Source organism: Streptomyces sp. NPDC034049, assembly GCF_055575575.1.
Genome location: NZ_JBVISJ010000003.1, coordinates 604,900 through 628,682 on the forward strand (window position 1 = coordinate 604,900; position 23,783 = coordinate 628,682).

The window sequence follows — 23,783 nt, forward strand, 5'->3', positions numbered from 1 at the left end:
CCGCGCCCCTGCGGGGGCGCGCTACGCGCCGCCCTGCACCTGTTGCACCGCCTGTACGTCGAGTTGCACTCTCAGCGTCGTTCCGATCGCCGCGATGCCCGCCTGCACCACCTGGTTGTAGTTCATGGCGAAGTCCTCCCGGCGGAGTTCGGTGGTGGCGCGGAAGGCGGCGCGGGTGCCGCCCCACGGATCCGCGCCGGTGCCCAGGTACGCCAGGTCCAGGTCGACCGGACGTACGACCCCGCGCATGCCCAGCTCGCCGTGGACGGTCCAGCGGTCCGGGCCGACGGGCGTGAGGCCGGTCGAGACATAGGTGATCTCGGGGTGCCGTTCGACATCGAGGAAGTCCGGGGAGCGCAGATGACGGTCCCGGGTCGGGTTGCCCGTGTCGATCGAGGCGGCCTGGATCACCGCCTCCACCCGGGACTTGGTCCCCTCGTCGGGGGTCGGGGCGATCTCGACGGAGGCCGAGAAGTCGGTGAAACGGCCCTGGACGCTGGAGATACCGAGGTGCTGGGCCACGGCGGCGACGGAGGAGTGCGCGGGGTCGACGCTCCAGAGCCCGGGTGGGGGCAGTTCCGTACCGCCGAGCCGGGCCAGGGTGACCGTGCCGATCTCCGCTCGCCCGCTCGTGGTCACCAGGGCGCTGGAGGCCGTCGGCGTGTAGCCGACCGCCGTGACGATCACCGTGTACGCGCCCGGCGCGAGCGGTGTGGGGTCGTGCACGCGCCCTTCGGTGTCCGCCTCGGCCCGCAGCACCTGCGTACCGGTCATGTCGGTCACCGTGACGACCGCGTGCGAAACGGCCCAGCCGTCCCGGGTACGGACCCGCGCGGTCAGCCCGGCCCGTCCTGCTCGTCCCGTCGGTTCCATGTCCGTCAACTCCTCGGCGTGCGACCGGCCGGTGGAGCGGGGGGATGCTCCACCGGCCGGTGGTTCATTCGGTCGTCCGGGCGAACTACTCGCCCGGGTGAGCGAGTTCGATGTCGTGGTCGTCGACGCCGGGGCCGCCGACCGTCAGGGCCGTGGCCACGGGCGGGTAGCCGGTCGCGATGACCGTGTACTCACCGCCGTCCAGGTCGGCGAAGGCGTACGCCCCGTCCGCGCCGGTGGTGGCCGTGCCGACCACGTTGCCCGCCGCGTCGACGAGGGTCACGCGGGCGTCGGCCAGCGCCCCGCCCGCCGCCCGGACCACTCCGCGCAGCCGGGCCCCGGCCTCCAGGTCGATCTCGATCCGGGTGACCCCGGTGCCGCCGACCTCGACGGGCAGCGCGCGCGGGCGGAACCCGGCGGCGTTCACCGCGACGGTCACCCCGCCGGGCACCAGCTCGCCGAAGCCGAACTCGCCCTGCTCACCGGTGACTCCGCTGGCCAGCACATCGCCGCGCACATCGGTCACCACGACCATGGCGTCCTTCACGCCCTGCCCGGCACCGGCGGCCCGCACCACACCGCTCAGCCCGCTCGTCCCGCTGAGCAGGATGTCGTACGCGACCGGCTCGTCGTGCACGACGACCGTGGACGCCTGCGGCTGGAACCCGTCGGCCGCCGCGATCAGGACGTACGACCCGGCGGCGGGCGCGTCCACCGCGTAGGCCCCGTCGGCGCCCGCGACCGAGCGGCCGAGCTGCCGCCCGCCGAGCGAGATCAGGGTGACGGCGGCCCGGGGAACGGGCACGCCCTCGGCCCCGCGGACCTGTCCCCGTACGGCAATGCCGTTGCCGGCACCGGAACCGCTGCCCACGCCCGACGTCGGGGCCGTGGCCGTGACCGCTGCCTGGGGCTCGGCGGGGTCGGCGGCGTCAGTGGCCGGCGTCTTCGCCGGGGCAGCCGCGGTGGCCTCGGAGACCCCGGAGGACGGGCTCGCGTCGTTCGCCTTGTTGGCCTGGCTCGCCTGGGCGAGCGCCCCGGTGGTCCGCAGCGGGACCTCCTTGATGAAGAAGGAGAAGACGAGCGCGAGGACGGCGAAGGGAGCGGCGTAGAGGAAGACGTCTCCGATGCCGTGACCGTAGGAGCTCTCGATGACCGTGCGGATCGGCGTGGGCAGCGCGTCCAGGTCGGGGATCTCGCCGTGGCCCGTGGAGGAGCCGGAGACGCCGAGCTTGGCGAGGCCCTCCTCGGCGTAGTGCGTGATCCGGTGGCTCAGCACCGCGCCCAGCGCCGAGACGCCGATCGCGCCGCCGAGGGAGCGGAAGAAGGTGACGACCGAGCTGGCGGCGCCGAGGTCGCCCGGGGCGACCTGGTTCTGGGTGCAGAGCACCAGGTTCTGCATCATCATGCCGACGCCCAGCCCGAGCAGCGCCATGAAGATCGCCACGTGCCAGTACTCGGTGTCGTAGCGCAGGGTGCCCAGCAGTCCGAGGCCCGAGGTCACCAGCACACCACCGGCGAGCAGCCAGGCCTTCCAGCGGCCGGTGCGGGTGATGACCTGTCCGGAGACGGTCGAGGAGACGAACAGACCGGCGATCATCGGGATGGTCAGGACGCCGGACATGGTCGGGGACTTGTCGCGGGCCAGCTGGAAGTACTGGCTGAAGAAGATGGTGCCGGCGAACATCGCGACACCGACGAAGAGCGAGGCCAGCGAGGCCAGCGCGATCGTCCGGTTGCGGAAGAGCCGCAGCGGCATGATCGGCTCGCTCGCCTTCGACTCCACCAGCAGGAACACCGCGAGCAGCGCGACCGTGCCGCCGACCATCGCGTACGTCTGCCACGACACCCAGTCGTACTTGTCACCGGCGAAGGTCACCCAGACCAGCAGCAGGCAGACGGCGGCGGTGATGAGGAACGCGCCCGCCCAGTCGACCTTCACCTTCCGCTTGACGACCGGCAGGTGCAGCGTCCGCTGGAGCACGACGAGGGCGATGATCGCGAAGGGCACACCGACGTAGAAGCACCAGCGCCAGCCCAGCCAGCTGGTGTCGGTGATGACACCGCCGACCAGCGGGCCGCCGACCATGGCGGTCGCGAAGGTGGCGCCGAGGTAGCCGTTGTACCGGCCGCGTTCGCGCGGGGAGATCATCGCCGCGAGGCAGATCTGGGCCAGTGCGGAGAGCCCGCCCATGCCGACGCCCTGGACCGCGCGGAACCCGATCAGCATCCCGGCGTTCTGGGAGAGTCCGGCGGCGGCCGAGCCCAGCACGAAGATCACCAGCGCCAGCTGGATCAGCAGCTTCTTGGAGAACAGGTCGGCGAGCTTGCCCCACAGGGGGGTCGACGCGGTCATCGCCAGCAGCGACGCGGTCACCACCCAGGTGTACGCGCTCTGCCCGCCGCCCAGGTCCTTGATGATGTCCGGCAGGGCGTTCGACACGATCGTCGACGACAGGATCGCCACGAACATGCCGAGCAGCAGGCCGGTCAGCGCTTCCATGATCTGCCGGTGGGTCATCGGGGCGTGGTCGCCACCGCTGTGGGGGGCACCCTTGGCGGGTCCTCCACCGTGCTTGGCGTGAGCCCGCACACCGGCTGGTGTGGTCGTTGCCATGGGGCTTCCTTTTCTTACGGGTCTTTGCGGGTGTACGGGTTGTGGTGGTGGCCGCCGATGGCCCCGGGGGGCCGCTACACGGACGTCCGGGTCGGTGGGACGGTCGTCCCGGTCGGTGGCACGGACGTCTGGGTCGGTGGCACAGGCGTTCGGGGCTGCGGGGCGGGCGTCCGGGGCGGTGCGGTGGTGTCGAAGCTCTCCCGCAGCCGGCCCAGGAGCCGGGCCAGTTGTCCGACCTCGTCGTCGGACCAGTCGCTCAGCCGGGCGGCCATCAGCCGGCTGGTGCGCCGGTACAGCTCGGTGACCACGGCCCGGCCCTCGGGGGTCAGGCGCAGGATGCGTGAGCGTTTGTCCGCCGGGTCGGGGAGGCGTTCGATCCACCCCCGCTCGGCGACGTGTGCGACATGCCGGCTGGTCACGGACATGTCGACGGAGAGCAGCTCGGCGAGCTTGCTCATCCGCATCTCGCCGTGCCGGCCGAGCAGCGTCAGGACTCCGGCAGAGCCGCCGGGGCACTCGTGCGGGAGCATCCGCCCGATCTCCCGGTTGACGGCCCCGACGGCACTGAGCTGACGGGCCAGCTCCTCGTAGTGCGCTTGCCCGGCCATGGAGTCCCTCCCGTATTTGTTGCTTAGGGCAACCATAGGACTGGATGGTTGCTACAGGCAAATGAAATGAGGGTCGATGCGGCCCAAGTCTTGGCAAAGGAGAACGTTCGGGGTGTCCCCGGTGGACCACCCCGCTTGGGTGCGTCCCGCCGGATTCGCTAAGGTCTCGGGCCATGGCTGACAACCAGGGCCCCCAGGGCAACTACGACCCCGCGGGCAGCACGCAGATGTTCCGCGCCTTCGTCGACGAGACGCCGGCGGGGGGTCGGCAGGCCGCCGCGACCGGGTCCTCCGGGCCGCGGGTCGGTGTGATCGTCGGTGTGATCGCGGCGGTGGCTGTGGTGGCCGCGGTGGTGTGGCTCGCGCTGGCGTAGCCACGAGCGCGTACCCGTCTGCCGGGTGCCGTGAGCAGGCGGCTGCGGGTGCGTGGGGCTTCTCGCGCGGTTCCCCGCGCCCCTGAAAAACAGGGGCTGCGCCCCGTGCTTTTCAGGCTCGCAGGCCGTCACCTTTCAGGCCCGCGGCCTCGCGCGGCGGTCACCTTGCAGGCTCGCGCGGCCCTGGTCTGTCAGGCCCGCAGGGGCCTGGTCTTTCAGGGGTGCGGGGAACTGCGCGAGAAGCCCCACCAGACCCGCACTCACCCACTCACCCGCGCACCCACTCGGCCCGCACGCACCCCCTTCTGTGCACGCGCACGACTACCGCCGGGCTGCCCGAACTAGGCAACCCGGCGGTGGTACGTGTCAACGTGAGGCCGATGGCCTCAGTCGGAGATCAGGCCCTCCCGGAGCTGCGCGAGCGTCCGGGTGAGGAGGCGGGAGACGTGCATCTGGGAGATGCCGACCTCCTCGCCGATCTGCGACTGCGTCATGTTCGCGAAGAACCGGAGCATGATGATCCGGCGCTCACGCGGCGGCAGCTTCGCCAGCAGCGGCTTCAGCGACTCCCGGTACTCCACGCCCTCCAGCGCCGTGTCCTCGTATCCGAGGCGGTCCGCGAGGGAGCCCTCACCGCCGTCGTCCTCGGGGGCCGGGGAGTCGAGCGAGGACGCCGTGTAGGCGTTGCCGACGGCGAGGCCGTCGACCACGTCCTCCTCCGACACACCCAGGACCGCGGCGAGTTCGGTGACCGTCGGCGAGCGGTCGAGCTTCTGGGAGAGCTCGTCGCTGGCCTTGGTGAGGGCCAGCCGCAGCTCCTGGAGCCGGCGCGGGACGCGGACCGACCATGAGGTGTCACGGAAGAACCGCTTGATCTCGCCCACGACCGTCGGCATCGCGAACGTCGGGAACTCCACGCCCCGTTCGCAGTCGAAGCGGTCGATCGCCTTGATCAGGCCGATCGTTCCGACCTGGACGATGTCCTCCATCGGCTCGTTGCGCGACCGGAAACGTGCGGCGGCGTAACGGACCAGCGGGAGGTTGAGCTCGATCAGGGTGTCCCGGACGTAGGCGCGCTCGGGGCTGTTCTCGTCCAGCGCGGCGAGCCGCAGGAACAGGGAGCGGGACAGGGTGCGGGTGTCGATGTTCGCCGAGGCCGACGAGGCCGGGAACTCAGACGCCGGCGGAGCCTGGGGACCGGGAAGGTCCTCAAGCGCCTGAAGGTCCTGAGGGGCCTGGATAGCGTCGGGCGCGGTCGCGCTCTTGTCGAGCGTGAGCACCTTCGAGCTGCCCTGGTCTGCGGACATGCCACCCCCTTTGGGTCGCGGACGGTCGCGGCGGACGCTCCGTCGTAAGGAACGCAGCCTCCACCTGAATACCGGCGGCGAGGCCACGGCAAACGCGCTGGGGGAAGAATGTCACACGTCGGCAACGCGATGTAGTGACATGTCGACATGGAGAGGGTGAATAGGCCCTGGAAAAAGGGGTTCTGATGGGATTTCAGCAGTGATGGACCTGAAAGAACCTCAATGAGCGATTCGCTCTCACCGGTGACATCTCGACAGCGCATTCGGTCACGCCCATGGCCTGCACACGCTTACCGCTGGCCGATTCTGTGCGCCCCGCCTGCCATCGTGCGCCCCGCGTGCCCCACGGTCCATCCGGGAAGAGTCGGGGGTCATTGCTTACCGACGGTTACTCATCTGAGGCGGTGGTTCCGCCCCCGACGGGGGCGCGGACAACTGCGCGAGGCTCCACACGCCCGCACCCGCAGAACTACGGGAACCCGGCAGACGAGTGGGCCCCCGGCGGACCGGGCGGAGCGCCTACGCCTCGATCCGGTTGGCCGACCGCAACCGCGCGAAGCTCCGGGCCAGCAGCCGCGACACATGCATCTGGGAGACCCCCAGCTCCGCGCTGATCTGCGACTGCGTGAGGTTGCTGTAGTAGCGGAGCAGCAGGATGCGCTGTTCGCGTTCGGGGAGCTGGACGAGGAGGTGGCGTACGAGGTCGCGGTGTTCGACGCCGTCGAGTTCGGGGTCCTCGTAGCCCAGCCGGTCGAGCAGCCCCGGCAGGCCGTCGCCCTCCTGGGCGGCCTCCAGCGAGGTCGCGTGGTACGAGCGTCCCGCCTCGATGCAGGACAGGACCTCCTCCTCGGTGATGCGCAGCCGCTCGGCGATCTCCGCGGTGGAGGGGGTGCGGCCGAAGGCGGTGGTGAGGTCCTCGGTCGCGCTGTTCACCTGGACCCACAACTCGTGCAGCCGGCGCGGGACGTGGACCGTGCGGACGTTGTCGCGGAAGTACCGCTTGATCTCCCCGACGACGGTCGGCATGGCGAAGGTCGGGAACTGCACGCCGCGGTCCGGGTCGAACCGGTCGATGGCGTTGATCAGTCCGATGGTGCCGACCTGGACCACGTCCTCCATCGGCTCGTTGCGGGAGCGGAAGCGGGCGGCCGCGTAGCGCACGAGCGGGAGATTCGCCTCGATGAGCGCCCCGCGTACGCGGTTGTGCTCCGGGGTGCCCGGCGCCAGATGCTTCAGCTCGCCGAACAGCACCTGGGTGAGGGCCCGGGTGTCGGCGCCGCGACGTTTCTCCGGGGCGGGGGCCGTGGCCTGGGTGGTGACCTGGGCCGGGGCGGCATCGGGAGCGGGGACGTCTTCCTGGGGAGGCGCAGTACTGGCCGACACGGTCAACGCCACCTCTTCATCCATCAACTCAACCGTCAAAAGCGGTCATAGCATCACAAGACATGTGCACTGTGATCAAGCACCACATATGGCCGTGTTGAGAAAAAAGCCCCGCGCTACGACAGCGCGGGGCGGAGAAAGCGGTGGGGGGAGCGGTGGGGGAAGGGCAGGGTGGGCCGAAAGGAGGGCGCGGCTCAGAACTCGTAGTCGGCGATGATCCACGTCGCGAACTCGCGCCACAGCGCCACGCCCGCCTGGTGGTCTGGGTGCTCGACGTACGTACGCAGCGCGTCCGCGTCGTCGAACGCCGAGTTGATCGCGAAGTCGTAGGCGATGGGGCGGTCGCTGACGTTCCAGCCCAGCTCCCAGAAGCGGACCTCCCCGATCGTGCCGTCGAGCGCGCGGAACGCGTCCACCCCCTTCACGACCCGCGGGTCGTCGCGCTCGACGCCCTCGTTGAGCTTGAAGAGGACCAGGTGGCGGATCATGGGCGCTCCGGAACGGTCGTACGAGGTGCTGGGTCGGGGCGTGCCGCTACTGGGCCCCGTCGGCGATCCAGGTGAAGAAGTCGCCGATGGACCGGGCGGCGTTCGAGACGCCCTCGAAGCCTATCTGGACGTAGTCGGCGGCGTTCTCCGGGTCCGTGATGATCACATAGAGCACGAAGACCACGAGCACGTACAGCGCGATCTTCTTCCCCTGCACCGCCACCGCGGCCTCCCCCGCCTCTTGTGCCCTGTGGGCCCCATGGGTCCCTCTTTGTCGGCGGCGAGTGTAACCCGATCATGCGTTCGCAGGAGAGGTTGCGGACCCCGGTGAACGCAGGAAGGGCCCCGTCTGACGACGGGGCCCTTCTCCAGCGGTAGCGGAGGGATTTGAACCCTCGGTGACTTGCGCCACACTCGCTTTCGAGGTCTGCTCCCACCTGCGGAAACAGTGTCCGGAGGCGTCCAACCTCGTTCATTCCCGTACGCGCGCCCGTGGCGTGAACCGCTGTGGACGACAACGGACGGGGATGAATGAGACGGAAACTGAGACGGAGCGCTACCGGCTGACCAGCGCGTTAGTGCCTCTGGAGCGGCACTGCGACGCGCGCGGCCACGTCGTGCTGCCCCTGGTGGAGGCCGACGGGCAAGAGGTCGTCGGGCATGCTGACTTCACCCGCTGGCCGCTGCGCGAGCCACCCCGAGCGCCTGTGTGACGGAGCCTCAGTGCGGACGTGCTGAAAGCCAAGCCGCTCGTAGTAGGAGTGCAGCCCCGTGTTCGTGCGCCACGTGTCGATGCGCACCCAGGTTCGCCCCTCCAGTGCTGCAAGGCGGGACATCCAGTCGATGACCCGTGTGCCCAGATTCCGCCCGGACGCTTCGCGCGCGACGATCAGCTTGTAGAGGTACAGAGCTGACTCTGGGCGGTCGGAGTCCTTCCAGAAGTCCCGGTCGACGGGGCCCCGGCTCACGGTCGCGAGTACTTCGTCATGCTCGCCGACCGCGACCCATGCGCGCCCCTCGTCTATGCTGGCGCGCCATTTCGCGATGGCCCGTTCACCGGTCTCCGCGTCGCTCCACTGATCCGTGCCTTTGGTGCGTAGCCACCCTTCGGCCTCTGTCCGGAGAGCCAATAGGGCCGGTACATCCTCCGCCGCTGCGGGACGAAGGTACTCAGTCGGTGCTGACTTCATAGAGGATCTTGTGCCTGTCTCCGGGGAGGATGGTGACCATACAGCGGAGGGGGCGGCCGTCCGCGTCATAGCCGGTTCGGGTGTGCTCTGCGATCGGTGTTGCCGCAGGGAGAGCAAGTAGCGCGGCCTCCTGTCGAGTCGGCATACGGACTGAAATCTCGTCCCTGTACTTGGCTTGCACAAGTCCCACGGAAGCCAGAACGCCGCCGGGAGCCGACACGTCGCGGGGCTCCATCAAAGGCGTGCCGGTCACAAGTTCCTGAGGGAAGTACGAGTCGGCGAGAGCGTAGGGCCGGTTGTCTATGTAACGGACACGCTTGCGCGCCACGGCCAAACCGTCTGCGGGCAGTTCGAGGCATTCGCGCACGTGGGCCGGTGGCTCAACGATCGAGACCGTGATCTCTTGGCGGGGGGCGTTCCCGTTCTCCTCAATGGCGCTTGCCCACTGGTCACCGGCAGTCCGTCCCTCGACCGCAGTGGCGTGGCGGCTCCGACTCTCCAGAGTCGTCCAGTTCCACACGACAGGTGGGTAGTCCTCGCGGACGTACTTCCCCTGTCCCTGCCCCGTGACGACTAGGCCCTCTTCGACAAGAAGGCGGACGCCGGCGCGGATCGTTTCGCGGCTGTAGCCGTACTGGCTCATCATCTTCGATTCGCTGGGGAGCGCTGCGCCCCCCGCCAACTGCCCGGACTGGATCTGTTCGCGCAGGTCATAGGCGACTTCTTGTGCCTTCGTCATGCCGCGTCGCACCGGTGATGCGCCTCCTCTGCTCCGACTCCTCCATACAAGTTAGACCAGGGGGCTTGACTCTCCAAGCGCGACTCGTGCAGTCTCTTCCTCAGCGGCACTCCTCCAGACAAGTTAGACGGGGTGTCACGTACGGTTCTGCCGTACATGTGCGCACGGAGGAAAGCCCCGTAAGGGGTGAGTACGAAGGAAGCGTTCGTTGGTTGAGAACTCAACAGAGTGTCGAAGGAAGACCATCGCCCCCGCTCGCAGCGGTGGGCGAGCGCGTACGGGCCTGTCCTGTGCGCAGCACGACCGACGCCCGCAGCGGTTCTGCGGGCCGGTTGCCTCCGCTGCACGTCTCGTACGTGCAGCGCTGAGGGGAGCCGGATGTTCCGACTTCAACGGCGCGCGGCCCCGGTGCGGGAACACCGGGGCCGCTGTTCGGGCCGTTCCTGTGTGAGAGGACTGCGACCCTATGAGCACCATCGTCACTGTTCAGGACGCTGTTACCGCGTTCGCCGACTTCATGGAGCCGACGAACGCTGAGCTGGACGCGATCGAGGTGGAGTCCCCGCTGATCCTGGCGGAGGTCGACCTGCTCGACGCGCAGATCATCGCGCTCCACCACGCGCCGAACGAGGTGGACGCCAAGCGGTTGCGCCGGGCGTTCGGCAAGGTGCTGCACGAGCGCCGGGTACTGGCCAACCGCACCGCCACCGACCGCACGGCGGGCGGTGCCGCATGAGCCGGGCCCTGATGTACGCCCTCGTCCTCCCGCTGTTCGCTGCGGAGGTCTTCGCTCAGTTCGTCGCCCACGACCAGCAGTGGACGACCGTGTTCGCCGTGCTCGCCCTGGGCGTGCTGGCGGTCCGCTACCTGCTCGGTCCGCAGACCGACGACGAGACGTGCCCGCCGGACTGCCCCGAGTGCCGCGAGTCGTGGGGGGAGGACCTGTGAGCGCCAACTCGTCGCCGCAGGGGCTCGCCCTGCTGCTGATCGTGCTGGGTGGGCTGGTCATGCTGACCGGCACCGTGGGTTCGGCCGTGACGCACGAGCACGTGTGGAAGATCGTGGTGGCGGCCGGCGGCATTGTTCAGATCGCCGGATGGCTGCGGCACGGCCGTCGCCTGCGTCGCCTGCGGGGCGGTGCGCGATGAACCTCAACCGCAAGGGCAAGACAGCGCTGGTTCTGGCGCTGGTCGTCGTGGTCGGTATGGCGTTCCGGGTGTCGTGGAACGCGCTGCGGGACGTGGCGCGTGCGATCGGCGCGGATGCCACGGCCGCGACGCTGTACCCGTTCGTGGTCGACGGTCTGATGGCGCTCGCGCTGGTCGCGGCGCTGGTGCTGGTCGACGACGACCGCAAGTTCGCGCTGCGGGTGCTGGGTACCTACACCCTCGCCTCGCTGGTCCTCAACTACGTGCACGGTCTCGTGCCGGAGCTGCACGGCGCGTCTGTCGACTGGGGTCGGCTAGCCGACTGGGACCCGGCGAACTACGCGCTGGTGCTGCTGGCGACGTCGCTCCCGGTCGGGTCGATCTACTTCGGTTCCGATCTGGTCGCCAAGGTGCTGCACCACCGCCCCGCCCCGATTCCCACCCCGACCGCGAATGCGGAGGAATCTACTGAGATCGTGAGTAAACGGTCTACGGCTGACCTGCCGGAATCGACCCCGGAGCCGATCACGGCGACGGTCGTGCGGGTGCCCGATCCGGTGGCGGTCGACTTCACGAAGTCGACCCTCCCGCTCAAGCCGATCCCTGCGATCGCGCGGCCGATCGAGCCGGTCAAGTCGGTCGCGGTGGCCGCCGATTCGCCCCGCCCGCGTCGGGCGACCGGTCGACTTCCTGAGGTGGCCCGGCCCAAGCAACCGCGCCGTACGGCGGCTCAACTGCTCGATGAGGCACGGTCGGCGACGGAGGGTTGGCCGGACGCGAAGGTGACCGCCGAAGGTATCCGCCGCGAGATCCGCACGTCCCCGGTGAACGCGCGGACGCTGCGGGACACCCTGCTCGCCGAGCGTGCCGCCAAGGCCGCCTGATGGTGGCCCGCGCCGCGTTCTTCGACCCGGCCGGCACCCGGTACGGCATCCCCACCTTCCCCTGGCGCTACGCCCCCGACGGCTACGCGACCCGCCGTCAGCTCCGGGCCAAGGGGTTGCGGCCGGGTGGTCAGCCGGTGGCCGCGCAGCTCCTGCGCCCGCGCTACCGGCGCGGCCCGCTGGTCGCCTACCTCTACCGCGTCGACCTCGCCAAGCCGGTACGGCCGATGACGTCGCGCAAGTGGGGCGCGCTCGCGTTGGCGATGCTCGCCCGCCGCACCTGCCCGGCCTGCCGGATCACCTACAGCTACTGCATCCCCACGTCGCTCGGCACCTGCGTGCCCTGCGCCTACCCCGGCCCGCACGGGCCGGAAGGGAGCCACTGACCATGAGCAACTCCGACATCCGCCGACTCGACCGCGAGATCCGGGCGACGACGAAGAAGCTCGAAGCGGTGCAGCGGGGCGAGTGGTGGCCGCTGACCAGCCGTGAGCGCCTGTCGATGACCCGCGCCATGGCCAGCGGCGCGCGCAGCGTCCACAAGGGCCGCAGCACGAGCGGCGCCGAGAACCGCATGGACTCCATCGGTTCCGCCGTCGAGACGCGGCTGAACGCCGAGCTGGCGGCGCTGCACGGTGAGCGTCAGCGGCTGATCACCGAGGCCGCCCGCGCCAAGGCCGCCAAGAAGTCGACGGGGTGGTGGTGACCATGGCCGCGACCACGCCGCCGGGTGAGTGCCCGCAGTGCTGGCAGCACGCCCACGACCCGCGCGTCCACCGCAAGCTGCGGCCCCGCGAGGACTGCCCGCAATGCGTGGACCACCTGCGCAACGGCTGCCCGAACATCACGCCCAAGAAGAAGTCCGGCTGGTTCTGACCAGCCGCACCGGGGTGGCCGCCCCTGCCACGGACCCGGCCACCCCGGCATCTCTCCTCAACTCCCGCCCTGTATCGGGGCAGTCAGGAGCAGTTCCAGCATGTCTGAGAACGTCGTTCACCTCCACAAGCCCACCGACCCGCCCGCCGTGGCGGACACCGTTCCCACGGTGCTGACCGTCGTCCCGGACGCCCCGCCGGCGCGGCCGGTGCCGCTGTGGGTGCGCTCCGGCCGCGCGGTGAAGCGGGTGGCCACCGATGAGCGCACCAAGAACACCGGGCGCGTGGTCGTGCGTCACGGCGCCTACGTCGTGGGCGGGGCCCGGATCGTGGCCCGCCGTACCTGGGACGGCCGTACCGGCTCCCGTTACGAGCGGATGATCCGCACGGCCGAAGCCGCAGGGAACCTGGAAGCGGCCGAGGAGTGGGAGGAGCGGTTGCAGCGCTTCCGCGCCGCCCGCCACCACCGCCGCATGGACCTGCTGCACTCCCCCGTGGAGGCCGCCAAGGGCCTCGCCGTCGGCACCGGTGTGAGCATCGGGGTTCTGGTCGGTCTCGGGGTCGTGATGGCCATCAACAGCGGCGAGGTCAAGGACGTCATCACCCCGCTCGCGGCCACCATCGACTTCATCGCCCTGCTGATCCGGATCGTGCAGATCGTGTGGGGCCCGGCGCTCACGATCGGCCCGTTTCTCGCCCTGCTCGCGCTGTGGATGGTTGGCAGCAAGCAGCAGGCCGCACCGCAGTGGGCGCTTCCCGCGAACGTCCGCAACAGCGAGGGTGAGCCGATCACCCCGTCCATCGTCGTCAAGGCCCTGCGCCACCTGGGACTGCCCGCCCTGCGCAACGCCATCAAGGCCATGGACGACGGGGGCGCCGCGATGCTCTCGCCCATCGTGATCGCCGGATGCGGTGTCGAGGTCGACGTCACCCTGCCGCTGGAGGTGTCGACGGTCGAGGTACAGCAGCGGCGGCGCAAGCTCGCCGAAAACCTCAGCCGGCACGAACACGAGGTGTTCATCACCCTGCCCGAAGCCGCCCGCACCGTCAGGCTGTGGATCGCCGATTCCGGCGCGCTGGACGAGCCGATCGGCCCGTCTCCGCTGGTCACCGACGAAACGCTGACCGCGAACTACAAGACGGGCAAGGCGCCGTGGGGGCAGGACCTGCGCGGCGACGGCGCCGAGCTGAGCGTGTATCAGCGGCACGTTCTCGTCACCGGCCGCTCCAACCAGGGCAAGACCGCCTCCCTGCGCGCGCTCGCCCTGTGGCTGGCGCTGGACCGGTCGGTTCAGTTCTGGATCGCCGACCTCAAGGGCGTCGGCGACTGGGGCATGTTCAACGGCATCGCGAGTGTCCTGATCGAGGGCCCGACCGATGAGCACGTGATCGCGGCCACTGAGATGGTCGAAGACGGGGTGGCGGAGATGAACCGCCGCATCGAGCTGCGCCGCGACGACCCCAACGCCACGTTCCCGCCGCTCATCGTCCTCGTCGACGAAGCGCAGTTGGCGTTCATGTGCCCGGCCGTCGACGAGGAGCGGCGCCCCTACGGCGGGTCCAAGGCCACCAGCCGGTACTTCATGGCCGTCCGTAAGATCCACAACCAGGGGCGTGCGGTCGACGTCCTGATGTGGCAGGGCACCCAGGACCCCACCGACCAGAACCTTCCCAAGCTGGTCCGCGAGGGCGCGCACACCCGTGCCTCGCTCGTGCTGGGCAGCGAGTCACAGTCGAAGATGGCGCTCGGGGACAAGGCCGTCGAGGACGGCGCCGCCCCGCACCTGCTGCGCCAGGGACTGGACAAGGGCACCCTGGTCGTCGCCTCCGACGGCATCGACATGCCCAAGGGGCAGTCCTCCATCACCGTCCGCACGCACTTCATCGACGACGAGCCCGCCGCCGAGATCGCGGAGCGTGCCCGCGCGCTGCGGGGCGAGAACGTCGCCACCCTGCACACCATCGAGCGGGGCGAGAAGCGCGACCCGCTCGCCGACATCGTCGCCGTGATCGGCGACGACAAGCGGGTCCTGACCCAGGACGTCATCAAGCGGCTCGCCGCCCTGGACGCCGGCGCCTACGACGGCTGGTCGTTCGGCGACCTCACCCGCGTCCTGGAAGGCCACGGGGTGGAGGCGTACAAGTCGCACGGTCGCATGATGATCCGCCGCGACGACGTCGCCCGCGCCCTCGCCGACCGCGACAGCGACGGTTCCGCTTCCGCCTCCCAGTAGCGGGGAGGCACACACTCCCGAGCGGGGGAGGCGGGGAGAACTCCCCAACCGCCTCCCCGCCCCGCCTCCCCCGCGTTGATCAGCGAAAACAGTGTTTCGGGGAGGCGGGGAGGCATCGCAGGTCAACCCCCGAAAACCCCCTCCACAGCGCCCCCGGCAGGGGGTGCCCCTGCCTCCCCAACCGAGCACCGGAAGGGATTCCGCATGTTCCCCGAGAACACCCACCACACGCCCACCGGGCGGGCCGTGGAAGTCCACCACCCCACACCCATCACCCCCGCCCCGATGGCACCGGCGCCGCTCGTACCCGTCCAGCCGGGCACCATCCCGGCCGTGGCAAGCATCGTTCTGCCGGACGGGCGGGTCGTCACCGGCTACGCCATCGACCACGCCCGCCCCGAGCCGGTGGCCGCCAAGCCGCCCGTCTCTCGCGCAGCGGTGAACGTTGCGCTCGGGGGCGTGGGGTTCCTCGCCGTCTGCGGCGGACTGCTGCTCCTCACCACCTTCATCACCGCCCTGACCGCGCTCATCACCCAGCTCATCACCCTCGCCGCCGTCATCTTCGGCGGATGGATCGCCGTCCAGGTGTTCAACGCGGGCGGAGACAAGGGCGGCACCACGGTCAACATCCGCAAGGCCGTCATCAAGCGCAACAAGTTCTACGGCTGACAGGAGCCAACACCCGTGTTCCGGCTGCGTATCCAGCGCACCGCGCTGCCCCGCAACGCCCTGATCCTCACCGACACGCCCCGCCCCGACTGCGTCGACTGCGACGGCGTGGGCGGCATCCCGCACGACTACGGCAACCACTACGACGGCGAGTACGAGGGCACCGAGTGGGAGCCCTGCCCCTGCTGGACGGAATGGCGCATGGTCCTGCTGCCGCTCCCGCACCGGCCCCGGTGGCTGCGCCGCCGCAACACCGGTCGTGACCCGTGGGGCCCCGACGGCTACAGCGACGAACCGCCCTTCTAGCTACGCCAAGGGCGACCCCCCATTCCGCCAAGAACCGGGGTCGCCCTTGTCCAGCCAGTCACCCATCAAGGAACTGGAGACCTCCAGCATGACCCATGACCCCCGTCCCTCGCTGCTCCGCGCGGCGCTGGACGCCGCTGAGCGCGGCTGGCACGTGTTCCCGCTGCGCCCCGGCACCAAGCGCCCCGCCCTCCACGGTGAGACCGCCTGCCCCGGCACCGGCCCGTGCGCGGCCGGCCACCGCAAGTGGGAGCAGCGCGCCACCACCGACCCCGAGCTGATCCGGACCACGTGGGCGCGGGCCCCGTACAACGTCGGCATCGCCACCGGCCCGTCAGGGCTCATCGTCGTCGACCTCGACATGCCCAAGGACAAGGGCAGTTCGGACGCGCCTTGCGGCGCGGCGACCTTCGCAGCGCTCTGCGAGCGCGCCGGTCACCGTGTACCCGCCACCTACCGGACGCGGACCGCGAGCGGTGGGGAGCACCTGTACTTCACCGCCCCGGCGGAGGTGCGGCTGGCCAACACGGCAGGAACCATCGGCGTGTTGGTCGACACCCGAGCGTGGGGCGGCTACGTCGTCGCCGCCGGAAGCACCACCCCCACCGGAGACTACGAAGCGCTCAGCGGCCCCGTGACGGCCCCTGTGCCCGGCTGGCTGCTGAGCATCCTGCAACCCGCCCCCAAGCCGCCTCAGGCCCCCTCAGGGCCCGTAACGGCGCAATCACGTCGATATGCGGATGTAGCACTCGCCGCAGAGACGCGGAACGTATCCGGGGCCCAAGTCGGCGGGCGGGAAACGGCGTTGTTCCGTGCGGCGCGCGCCCTGGGACGCTTCGTCGCATGGGGCGACCTCCCCCGGCACGTGGTTGAGCAGGCTCTTCAGGAGGCGGGGGAGGCGGCTGGCCTCACCGTCGCCGAGTGCCGCTCCACCCTCCGCAGCGCCCTGAACTGGTCCATCGCCCACAACGAGCGCGGACGGAATGCCGCATGACCGGCCGCCCCGCCCCCCTCTGAAGAGCATCACCCCCACCACGACCGGCCCCCGCACCGCCGAACCGGCCTCGCCACAGACGGCCGTGGGCGAGCCGAAAGGCGCCGCCCGTAAGGGCGTCCCCTCTGCTGTTCGTCCTCGCCCGCAGCGCGGTGACGGCCGGTACCCCGTGGCGTGGCTGCACATCGTGGCGCCGCGCGGCGCCACCCCCACCGCCACCTCGAAGTGCCTGTGCGGGCGGGACCGCAGCGCCGTCGGCCACCGCCGCGTGATCGCCCTGATCACCGACCACGAAGCCCACCGCGACACCTGCCCGCTCCGCACCCCCCAGGAAGGGAAGACCGCAGCATGACGGACACCATCGACGGCGCGGCCCTGCTCAACGAGGTCGAAGCCTTCCACCGCCGGTTCAACGTCTTCCCCACCGAAGCCGCCTACGTCGCCGTCGCGCTGTGGGACGCGCACGCCCACCTCATCGACTGCTTCGACTCCACCCCGCGTCTGGCGTTCCTGTCCCCCGAGCCGGGGTCGGGCAAGTCCCGCGCGCTGGAAGTCGTCGAAACCCTCGTGCCGCGCCCCATGGTCGCCGTCAACGCGTCCGCCGCCGCCCTCTTCCGCTCGGTGTCGGGCAACGAGGGACGGCCCACGATCCTCTTCGACGAGATCGACACCGTCTTCGGCCCCAAGGCAGGGGACAACGAGGAACTGCGCGGATTCCTCAACGCCGGCCACCGCCGCAAGGGCGTCACCTACCGGTGCGTGGGCGACCAGCAGACCGTCACCCCGTTCCCCTCCTACGCCGGCGTCGCGGTCGCCGGACTCGGCTCGCTGCCCGACACGATCCTGACCCGCTCGGTCATCATCCGCATGCGCCGCCGCGCCCGGAACGAGCACGTCGAACCCTTCCGCGCCGGACTGCACGAGCCGGAAGGCAACGAGCTGCGCGACCGCCTCGCGCAGTGGGCCGAACACGCCCGTGGGTTCGTCATGGGGGTGTGGCCGGAGATGCCCGACGGGGTCACCGACCGACCGGCGGACGTGTGGGAACCCCTGCTCGCCGTCGCCGATGTCGTCGGGGGCGACTGGCCGCGCCGTGCGCGGGAAGCCTGCGTGACCCTGGTCAAAGCCTCCCAGGCCAACGACAAGGGCAGCATCGGCATCCGTCTGCTGACCGATCTGCGCGATCACGTCCTCATCGGCATCGACCGTCTGCCCACCGTCGCCATCCTCGACCGGCTCAACGCCCTCGACGACGCCCCGTGGGCCGACCTCGGCGGCCGGCCGCTCGACAACCGGCGACTGTCCAAGATGCTCAGCGAGTACATGACGGCGGACAACGAACCCATCGCCTCCCGCAACATCCGCACCAGCGGCGGCATCCTCAAGGGCTTCTACGCCGACGACCTCACCGACGCGTGGGCCCGCTACTGCCCGCCCCCGCCCCGCCCCTGAGAAGCGCTACATCCGCTACAGCCGCTACACCCCAGGTCAAGGCACCTGAACCCGTAGCGGCAAACCCCCGATGTAGCGGCTACGGCCCCGCGCCCGCCCGCATGCCGTAGCCGCTACATCGCCGCCATCCGCTACACCAAACACCCCCGCTGACCTGCGATGTAGCGGCTGTAGCGGATGTAGCGGACTCCTGAGAAGGGGGCCAAGCCCCCGCCGTCATGTGACGAAGGAGAGCCACCGCATGGACACGGCCCGACTCGCCGAAGCCATCGACCCCACCCTCGTACTGCTGACCGTCGAAGAGGCTGCCCGGCGCCTCCAGATCGGCCGGACCACATGCTTCGCGCTCGTGCGCTCCGGAGAGCTGGAGTCCATCACCGTCGGTCACCTCCGCAGGGTCCCCGCCGACGCCATACCCGAGTTCGTCACCCGCCGCCGCAAGCGGCAGCACCACACCGCCACCATCACCGCCGTCCAGGCCGCCTGAGGAGTACGCATGGCAGAAGAGAAGAAGCGCACCCGCCAGCCCAACGGCCGATCCTCCATCTACCTGGGCACCGACGGGAAATGGCACGGACGAGTGACCGTCGGCGTACGCGACGACGGTCGCCCCGACCGGCGCCACGTCGAACGCAAGACACGCGCCGAAGTGACGGCGGCCGTCCGTGAACTGGAGAAGCAGCGCGAGGCCAAGACCCTGGCCAAGCCGGGCAAGGCGTGGACCGTCACGACGTGGCTGACCCATTGGGTCGAGACGATCGCGCCTCTCGCGGTGAACGAGAACACCATGGTCGGCTACGGCGTGGCCGTCCGGAAGCACCTGATTCCCGCACTCGGTTCTCACCGGCTGGACAAGCTGAGGCCGGAACACATCGAGCGCTTCTACGGGAGCATGATGATCGACGGCCGTAAGGCCGGAACGATCCACCAGATCCACCGCACGTTCCGCACCGCGCTGAATGAAGCGGTACGCCGTGGCCACCTGGGACGGAACCCCGTCCAACTCGCCAAGGCCCCCCGCGTTCGGGAAGAGGAAGTCGAGCCCTACACCGTCGAAGAGGTTCAGCGGCTCTTGCGAGCCGCCGACGACCGTCGGAACTCCGCACGCTGGGCCGTGGCGCTCGCACTCGGCCTGCGGCAGGGGGAGGCACTGGGCCTCAAGTGGTCTGACGTAGACCTGGAACGGGGCGTCATGATGGTCCGGCGCAGTCGCCGCCGACCGCGCTACGCCCACGGGTGCGGGGACACCTGCGGCCGGAAGGCTGGCTACTGCCCGCAGCGTCAGCGGACGAACCCCGAGACGGCCGACACGAAGTCCCGTGCGGGACGGCGCGCGGTCGGTCTGCCCGCACAGCTCGTTGATCTGCTCCGAGTGCATCAGGCCAAGCAGAGCGCCGAACGCACGGCGGCCGGAGACGACTGGACGGAAGAGGGGTGGCTGTTCGCCACGCCGACCGGTCGGGGCACATCACCCCGAACGGATTACGACGACTGGAAGGAGTTGCTGGACGGCGCGAAGGTGCGAGACGGCCGCTTGCACGATGCTCGGCACACTGCCGCTACGGTCCTGTTGATCCTCGGAGTCTCCGAGCGGGCCGTGATGGGGCTCATGGGGTGGTCGACTACGGCCATGGCCGCGCGGTATCAGCACATGGTGGATACCGTCCGGCACGAGGTCGCCGAACGGGTCGACGGACTCATCTGGAAGCCTGCCGGAGATCGGCCCTCCGATGACGACGACGGCGCCGCCGGGGCACTCGTACGGGCCAACTGAGACGGAAACTGAGACGGAGATGCGCGAAGGGTCCGGCTCGATGAGCCGGACCCTTCGTCTACCTGCGGTAGCGGAGGGATTTGAACCCTCGGTGACTTGCGCCACACTCGCTTTCGAGGCGAGCTCCTTCGGCCGCTCGGACACGCTACCGAGGGAGACCTTACAGCAAGGTGGGGCGTGGTTTGAAATCGGTATCGGGCGGGGCCGGAGGCCGGTGCGGAGGGGGTGTCAGCGGGTGCGGAAGAAGTCGGTGAGCAGACGGGCGCAGTCGTCGGCGAGGACGCCCTCGACGACCTCGGGGCGGTGGTTGAGGCGACGGTCGCGTACGACGTCCCAGAGGGAGCCGGCGGCTCCGGCCTTCTCGTCGCGCGCGCCGTAGACGACACGGTCGACCCGGGACTGCACGAGGGCGCCCGCGCACATCGTGCAGGGCTCGAGGGTCACGACCAGGGTGCAGCCGGTCAGCCGCCACTCGCCGAGCGCCGCGGCGGCGCGGCGGACGGCGAGCACCTCCGCGTGCGCGGTGGGGTCGCCGGTCGCCTCGCGTTCGTTGTGACCGGTGGCCAGTACGGTCGTGCCGTCCGGGGACAGGACGACCGCACCGACCGGGACGTCACCGCCCTCGGCGGCCCGTCCGGCCTCGACCAGGGCGAGCCGCATCGCGGCCCGCCAGCGGTCGCGTACGGGATCGGCGCCGCCCGAGGCGCCGCCGCCGGTCGCGCGGGTGGCACCCGTGGCGTCGGTCGGCCCCGGCGGACGCGGCGGAGTCAGCGGACCGTCTCCAGGACCTCCGACGCTCCGAGGGCCTCGGCGATCGAGTTGAGGGCGTCGTCGGCGTCGAGGGCGCGCAGCTCCTTCTCGCTCACCCCCAGGTCGTCGAGGATCTCGGTGTCGCCGACCGGGCTGTGCGGCACGGCCTCGGCGCTCGTGTCGTCGTCATCGTCGTCCGGCTCACCGTCCTCCGTGCCGTCCAGGTCGAGGGAGTCCAGGTCGGCGACATCGTCGCCCGGCTCCCTTCCGAGCAGTTCGTCGGTGAGCAGGATCTCGCCGTAGCTGCTGCGGGCAGCGGCGGCGGCGTCCGATACGTAGATACGAGGGTCTTCCTCACCATCGATGCGGACGACGCCGAACCACGCGTCCTCCTGCTCGATGAGCACCAGCACCGTGTCGTCGTCGGGTGAGGCTTCACGGGCCAGGTCGGCCAGATCCGACAGGGTTTCCACATCGTCGAGCTCTGTGTCGCTCGCTTCCCACCCGTCTTCGGTGCGCGCGAGCAGTGCGGCGAAGTACACCGTGACTCTCCCACTGGTCATAGGTGTGCCGGTTGGGGGTCCCCCCGGCGGAGGTTGCGGGTGGGGAGGCTTGCGCTCCGAGCCCCACCCACTCGGAATCGTGGCAGAAACAGAGCGCACAGGGGACGTCTTCGGCTCCCTGTGTCCGGCTCTTTTGATCGCCGGTGGGCCCGCCGTTCACCTGCGCACCTGTTGCCGCCACCAGCGGATCGTACGCGGAGTTCCTGGCCGCATATGCACGACCACCCCGTGAACGCCCACACATACCCCACGAACCCGACACATGGGTCCCCACATGGCCCCACGTGGGCCCCACATGGGCTCCGCGTGGGGCCCCGTGGGTGACTCCAGCGCGGGCGGACGGTGGTGTGGGGGGGCGGATCACGGAGGATCAGGGAAGATCACGGTGGGGTGGGGGCGTTTCCTCCGGACCCCAGGGCCCCCAGAGCCCCCGAGGGCTCACCAGCGGAACGTGCGCATGCGCATGGCGTGGCGGAGGCGCGCGGCCTTGGCGCGGCGGGGCTGGACGCGGTCGCGCAGCTCCCGCGCCTCCGTCAGCTCCCGCAGGAACTGCGCCCGCCGCCGCCGTCGCGCCGCCTCGCTCTCCGGTCCGGTCCCGCGCGCCCCATCGGCCGTTCCCGCGACCGTTCCCTCGATCGTTCCCGCCACCTGGTCGCCCCTCTGTGTCGCGCGGTCCGTCGGCTGCTCGGTGTCGCGGGGCGCCCCGGTGCGGCGGCCCGCCTGCCCGGGGGCACGGGGTGCCCGGGTAGGCCTGCCCCTGGTCCTCGCGGTCCCGTTCGCCGTTCGTACTGGCTTGTCGGTCATGTGCCCCCGCTCGGCCGTCGGCTGCTGATCGGCGGCGGGTCCGGAGTGGGCGAACGTCAGGCCTCGACTCGTTCGGGCGCCGCTCTGTTCATCCCACTTTCCCTCCGATGGGGGGTTTGATGCCATCGGGAGGGGCGGACCGTGCGGGGGCGCTCGCGGGTGTCGCCCCGGTTACTGTTGTGGACATGCGTCTCCATGTCGTCGACCACCCCCTGGTCGCTCACAAGCTCACCACGCTGCGCGACCGGCGCACCGACTCCCCGACCTTCCGTCGTCTCGCCGACGAACTGGTCACCCTGCTCGCCTACGAGGCCACGCGGGACGTGCGCACGGAGCTCGTCGACATCACGACGCCGGTCGCCTCGACCACCGGCGTCAAGCTCTCCCACCCGCGCCCGCTCGTCGTGCCGATCCTGCGGGCCGGCCTAGGCATGCTCGACGGCATGGTCCGGCTGCTGCCGACCGCCGAGGTGGGCTTCCTGGGCATGATCCGTAACGAGGAGACGCTCGAGGCCTCCACGTACGCCACCCGCATGCCGGAGGACCTCTCCGGGCGTCAGGTGTACGTCCTCGACCCCATGCTCGCGACCGGTGGCACCCTCGTCGCCGCGATCCGTGAGCTGATCGCCCGCGGCGCGGACGACGTGACCGCCGTGGTGCTGCTCGCCGCCCCCGAGGGTGTCGAGATCATGGAGCGCGAGCTGGCGGGCACCCCGGTGACGGTCGTGACCGCCGCGGTCGACGAGCGCCTCAACGAGCACGGCTACATCGTGCCGGGCCTGGGGGACGCGGGCGACCGGCTGTACGGCGCCGCCGAGTAGCCGGGTCAGCGGCTCGTACGGAGAGCGGCTCCTGCGGGGTCAGCGGCTCCTGCGGGGTCAGCGGCTCCTGCGGGGTCAGCGGCTGTTACGGAGTCAGCAGGTCTTCGTCGTGGTGGGCGTCGGCTCGGGGCTGGTCAGGTCGGCCAGCGCCTTGTCGGCGTCCTTCTGCTTGCTGAGGGCCTTGAAGCCGGTGCCGATGATCAGGTCCACCTCGGTGGCCTTCGTACGACCGTCGGTCTTCAGCCGGGCTCCGGCGAGCTGGGTGTTGAGCACCGGCAGCGCCGTGCCCTCGGCGGCCTTCGCGCCGAGCAGGAGCGCGGCGCCCTTGACCTTCTTGTCGTACTCCTTGGTCGCGTTGCCCACGTTGCCGATGCGGAAGCCGCGCTTCTTCAGCTCGTCGGCGGTGTCCTTGGCGAGGCCCGCGCGGGGCGTGGCGTTGAGGACGTTGACGGTGATCTTGCCGGGCGCGGGGAAGCCCTTCGCCGACGTGCCGGTCCTGCCGGACTTCCCGGCCGAGCCGCTCGCCTTCGGGGACGGGCTCACGCGGGCCCCGCAGTCCGCCTTGGGGCCGGCTGCGGCGGCCTGGTCCCCGTCGCCGGTGAAGACGTCGATGAGCTGCAGGGTTCCCCAGCCGAGGAGGCCGAGGGCGGTCGCGGACGCGGCGACGGCGAGGACGAGCCTGCGACGCCTCTTGGGCCGGCGCAGCCTCGGGTACTTGTCCCCCGTGATCCGGTACTGGCCGCCCATGCCAGGAGGAGTCAGCATGCTCATGGGCGCAGCGTAGTGCCGTTGGACGGCGATGCCTACTAGATGATCATTCACCGCGCTGCGGTCCAACCCGAAAGGGCCAACGGGCCGACGGGGTGGATGCGCCGACGGTCGATGAGTCGACGGGGCGATGGGCCACACGCGGGCCCGGCGGCCGAGCGGCCG

At 70.4% G+C, this 23,783-nt stretch carries 30 protein-coding genes and 1 tRNA gene; 17 read left to right on the forward strand and 14 right to left on the reverse strand.

Going from position 1 to position 23,783, the window contains the following annotated elements:
- Positions 1 to 21: 21 nt before the first annotated feature.
- From ACZ52C_RS12335 to ACZ52C_RS12345, 3 genes are all read right to left on the reverse strand, one after another.
- A complete protein-coding gene (locus ACZ52C_RS12335; protein ID WP_469074637.1) occupies positions 22 to 873 on the reverse strand; it encodes a YceI family protein in 852 nt (283 codons plus the stop codon).
- An 85-nt stretch (positions 874 to 958) separates the two neighbouring features.
- Entirely contained in the window at positions 959 to 3,391 is a 2,433-nt protein-coding gene (locus tag ACZ52C_RS12340) for an MFS transporter (protein ID WP_469074802.1), read from the reverse strand.
- Positions 3,392 to 3,561: 170 nt separating this feature from the next.
- Positions 3,562 to 4,095, reverse strand: a complete 534-nt coding sequence (locus ACZ52C_RS12345) for a MarR family winged helix-turn-helix transcriptional regulator (RefSeq protein WP_469074638.1) — start codon at positions 4,093 to 4,095, stop codon at positions 3,562 to 3,564.
- Positions 4,096 to 4,268: 173 nt separating this feature from the next.
- Here ACZ52C_RS12345 and ACZ52C_RS12350 point away from each other — a divergent pair, with 173 nt between their 5' ends.
- The gene (locus tag ACZ52C_RS12350; protein WP_033526713.1) at positions 4,269 to 4,469 is read left to right on the forward strand and encodes a hypothetical protein; all 201 of its coding nucleotides are present in this window, start codon (positions 4,269 to 4,271) and stop codon (positions 4,467 to 4,469) included.
- 386 nt (positions 4,470 to 4,855) lie between these two features.
- On the opposite strand, the gene ACZ52C_RS12355 is transcribed toward ACZ52C_RS12350, so the two are convergent.
- From ACZ52C_RS12355 to ACZ52C_RS12380, 6 genes are all read right to left on the reverse strand, one after another.
- A complete protein-coding gene (locus ACZ52C_RS12355; protein ID WP_469074639.1) occupies positions 4,856 to 5,776 on the reverse strand; it encodes an RNA polymerase sigma factor SigF in 921 nt (306 codons plus the stop codon).
- Positions 5,777 to 6,295: 519 nt separating this feature from the next.
- Positions 6,296 to 7,183 carry an RNA polymerase sigma factor SigF gene (locus ACZ52C_RS12360; RefSeq protein WP_469074640.1) on the reverse strand — a complete coding sequence of 296 codons (888 nt, stop codon included), beginning with the start codon at positions 7,181 to 7,183 and terminating at the stop codon, positions 6,296 to 6,298.
- Between the two features lie 170 nt (positions 7,184 to 7,353).
- Entirely contained in the window at positions 7,354 to 7,647 is a 294-nt protein-coding gene (locus tag ACZ52C_RS12365; protein WP_469074641.1) for a Dabb family protein, read from the reverse strand.
- Positions 7,648 to 7,693: 46 nt separating this feature from the next.
- Positions 7,694 to 7,870: a hypothetical protein gene (locus ACZ52C_RS12370; RefSeq protein ID WP_469074642.1), complete on the reverse strand. Its 177-nt coding sequence runs from the start codon at positions 7,868 to 7,870 to the stop codon at positions 7,694 to 7,696.
- Between the two features lie 352 nt (positions 7,871 to 8,222).
- Positions 8,223 to 8,837, reverse strand: a complete 615-nt coding sequence (locus ACZ52C_RS12375) for a GNAT family N-acetyltransferase (protein ID WP_469074643.1) — start codon at positions 8,835 to 8,837, stop codon at positions 8,223 to 8,225.
- A complete protein-coding gene (locus ACZ52C_RS12380) occupies positions 8,818 to 9,576 on the reverse strand; it encodes a GntR family transcriptional regulator (RefSeq protein WP_391749513.1) in 759 nt (252 codons plus the stop codon). The genes ACZ52C_RS12375 and ACZ52C_RS12380 overlap by 20 nt, the downstream gene beginning before the upstream one ends.
- A gap of 466 nt (positions 9,577 to 10,042) precedes the next feature.
- Here ACZ52C_RS12380 and ACZ52C_RS12385 point away from each other — a divergent pair, with 466 nt between their 5' ends.
- The 15 genes from ACZ52C_RS12385 to ACZ52C_RS12455 all read left to right on the forward strand — a co-directional run bounded on the left by ACZ52C_RS12385 (position 10,043) and on the right by ACZ52C_RS12455 (position 19,912).
- A complete protein-coding gene (locus ACZ52C_RS12385) occupies positions 10,043 to 10,312 on the forward strand; it encodes a DUF6284 family protein (protein ID WP_469074644.1) in 270 nt (89 codons plus the stop codon).
- Positions 10,309 to 10,524, forward strand: a complete 216-nt coding sequence (locus tag ACZ52C_RS12390) for a hypothetical protein (RefSeq protein WP_469074645.1) — start codon at positions 10,309 to 10,311, stop codon at positions 10,522 to 10,524. Before ACZ52C_RS12385 ends, ACZ52C_RS12390 begins: the two co-directional genes overlap by 4 nt.
- Positions 10,521 to 10,724, forward strand: a complete 204-nt coding sequence (locus ACZ52C_RS12395) for a hypothetical protein (RefSeq protein WP_469074646.1) — start codon at positions 10,521 to 10,523, stop codon at positions 10,722 to 10,724. The genes ACZ52C_RS12390 and ACZ52C_RS12395 overlap by 4 nt, the downstream gene beginning before the upstream one ends.
- Positions 10,721 to 11,608, forward strand: a complete 888-nt coding sequence (locus ACZ52C_RS12400) for a DUF2637 domain-containing protein (RefSeq protein ID WP_469074647.1) — start codon at positions 10,721 to 10,723, stop codon at positions 11,606 to 11,608. The genes ACZ52C_RS12395 and ACZ52C_RS12400 overlap by 4 nt, the downstream gene beginning before the upstream one ends.
- Complete coding sequence (locus ACZ52C_RS12405) at positions 11,608 to 11,994, forward strand: RRQRL motif-containing zinc-binding protein (RefSeq protein ID WP_469074648.1); 387 nt, start codon at positions 11,608 to 11,610, stop codon at positions 11,992 to 11,994. Before ACZ52C_RS12400 ends, ACZ52C_RS12405 begins: the two co-directional genes overlap by 1 nt.
- Before the next feature lie 2 nt (positions 11,995 to 11,996).
- Positions 11,997 to 12,314 carry a hypothetical protein gene (locus ACZ52C_RS12410; protein WP_469074649.1) on the forward strand — a complete coding sequence of 106 codons (318 nt, stop codon included), beginning with the start codon at positions 11,997 to 11,999 and terminating at the stop codon, positions 12,312 to 12,314.
- Between the two features lie 2 nt (positions 12,315 to 12,316).
- Complete coding sequence (locus ACZ52C_RS12415) at positions 12,317 to 12,484, forward strand: pRL2-8 (RefSeq protein WP_469074650.1); 168 nt, start codon at positions 12,317 to 12,319, stop codon at positions 12,482 to 12,484.
- A 100-nt stretch (positions 12,485 to 12,584) separates the two neighbouring features.
- Positions 12,585 to 14,717 carry an FtsK/SpoIIIE domain-containing protein gene (locus ACZ52C_RS12420; protein WP_469074651.1) on the forward strand — a complete coding sequence of 711 codons (2,133 nt, stop codon included), beginning with the start codon at positions 12,585 to 12,587 and terminating at the stop codon, positions 14,715 to 14,717.
- A gap of 204 nt (positions 14,718 to 14,921) precedes the next feature.
- Complete coding sequence (locus ACZ52C_RS12425) at positions 14,922 to 15,386, forward strand: hypothetical protein (RefSeq protein WP_469074652.1); 465 nt, start codon at positions 14,922 to 14,924, stop codon at positions 15,384 to 15,386.
- 15 nt (positions 15,387 to 15,401) lie between these two features.
- The gene (locus ACZ52C_RS12430) at positions 15,402 to 15,692 is read left to right on the forward strand and encodes a hypothetical protein (RefSeq protein WP_469074653.1); all 291 of its coding nucleotides are present in this window, start codon (positions 15,402 to 15,404) and stop codon (positions 15,690 to 15,692) included.
- A gap of 88 nt (positions 15,693 to 15,780) precedes the next feature.
- Positions 15,781 to 16,686 carry a bifunctional DNA primase/polymerase gene (locus tag ACZ52C_RS12435; RefSeq protein ID WP_469074803.1) on the forward strand — a complete coding sequence of 302 codons (906 nt, stop codon included), beginning with the start codon at positions 15,781 to 15,783 and terminating at the stop codon, positions 16,684 to 16,686.
- Positions 16,687 to 16,855: 169 nt separating this feature from the next.
- Complete coding sequence (locus tag ACZ52C_RS12440; RefSeq protein WP_469074654.1) at positions 16,856 to 17,038, forward strand: hypothetical protein; 183 nt, start codon at positions 16,856 to 16,858, stop codon at positions 17,036 to 17,038.
- Entirely contained in the window at positions 17,035 to 18,138 is a 1,104-nt protein-coding gene (locus ACZ52C_RS12445) for a DUF3631 domain-containing protein (RefSeq protein ID WP_319165654.1), read from the forward strand. The genes ACZ52C_RS12440 and ACZ52C_RS12445 overlap by 4 nt, the downstream gene beginning before the upstream one ends.
- A gap of 241 nt (positions 18,139 to 18,379) precedes the next feature.
- On the forward strand, positions 18,380 to 18,625 hold the full coding sequence (locus ACZ52C_RS12450; RefSeq protein ID WP_469074655.1) for a helix-turn-helix domain-containing protein: 246 nt from the start codon (positions 18,380 to 18,382) through the stop codon (positions 18,623 to 18,625).
- Between the two features lie 9 nt (positions 18,626 to 18,634).
- Positions 18,635 to 19,912 carry a tyrosine-type recombinase/integrase gene (locus tag ACZ52C_RS12455; RefSeq protein ID WP_469074656.1) on the forward strand — a complete coding sequence of 426 codons (1,278 nt, stop codon included), beginning with the start codon at positions 18,635 to 18,637 and terminating at the stop codon, positions 19,910 to 19,912.
- Between the two features lie 65 nt (positions 19,913 to 19,977).
- Here the strand turns inward: ACZ52C_RS12455 and ACZ52C_RS12460 are convergent.
- The 4 genes from ACZ52C_RS12460 to ACZ52C_RS12475 all read right to left on the reverse strand — a co-directional run bounded on the left by ACZ52C_RS12460 (position 19,978) and on the right by ACZ52C_RS12475 (position 21,861).
- Positions 19,978 to 20,062 (reverse strand) — tRNA-Ser (locus ACZ52C_RS12460).
- Between the two features lie 78 nt (positions 20,063 to 20,140).
- Positions 20,141 to 20,572: a tRNA adenosine(34) deaminase TadA gene (tadA, locus tag ACZ52C_RS12465; RefSeq protein ID WP_033526708.1), complete on the reverse strand. Its 432-nt coding sequence runs from the start codon at positions 20,570 to 20,572 to the stop codon at positions 20,141 to 20,143.
- Positions 20,573 to 20,679: 107 nt separating this feature from the next.
- Positions 20,680 to 21,204, reverse strand: coding sequence for a tRNA adenosine deaminase-associated protein (locus ACZ52C_RS12470; protein ID WP_469074804.1), 525 nt, complete (start codon positions 21,202 to 21,204; stop codon positions 20,680 to 20,682).
- A 459-nt stretch (positions 21,205 to 21,663) separates the two neighbouring features.
- Positions 21,664 to 21,861 (reverse strand): hypothetical protein, encoded by a 198-nt coding sequence (locus ACZ52C_RS12475; RefSeq protein WP_469074805.1) that lies wholly within the window; start codon positions 21,859 to 21,861, stop codon positions 21,664 to 21,666.
- Positions 21,862 to 22,214: 353 nt separating this feature from the next.
- Between ACZ52C_RS12475 and upp the strand changes: the two genes are divergently transcribed.
- Positions 22,215 to 22,850: a uracil phosphoribosyltransferase gene (gene upp, locus ACZ52C_RS12480; RefSeq protein ID WP_469074657.1), complete on the forward strand. Its 636-nt coding sequence runs from the start codon at positions 22,215 to 22,217 to the stop codon at positions 22,848 to 22,850.
- 93 nt (positions 22,851 to 22,943) lie between these two features.
- On the opposite strand, the gene ACZ52C_RS12485 is transcribed toward upp, so the two are convergent.
- On the reverse strand, positions 22,944 to 23,597 hold the full coding sequence (locus tag ACZ52C_RS12485) for a LytR C-terminal domain-containing protein (protein WP_469074806.1): 654 nt from the start codon (positions 23,595 to 23,597) through the stop codon (positions 22,944 to 22,946).
- Between the last annotated feature and the right edge of the window lie 186 nt (positions 23,598 to 23,783).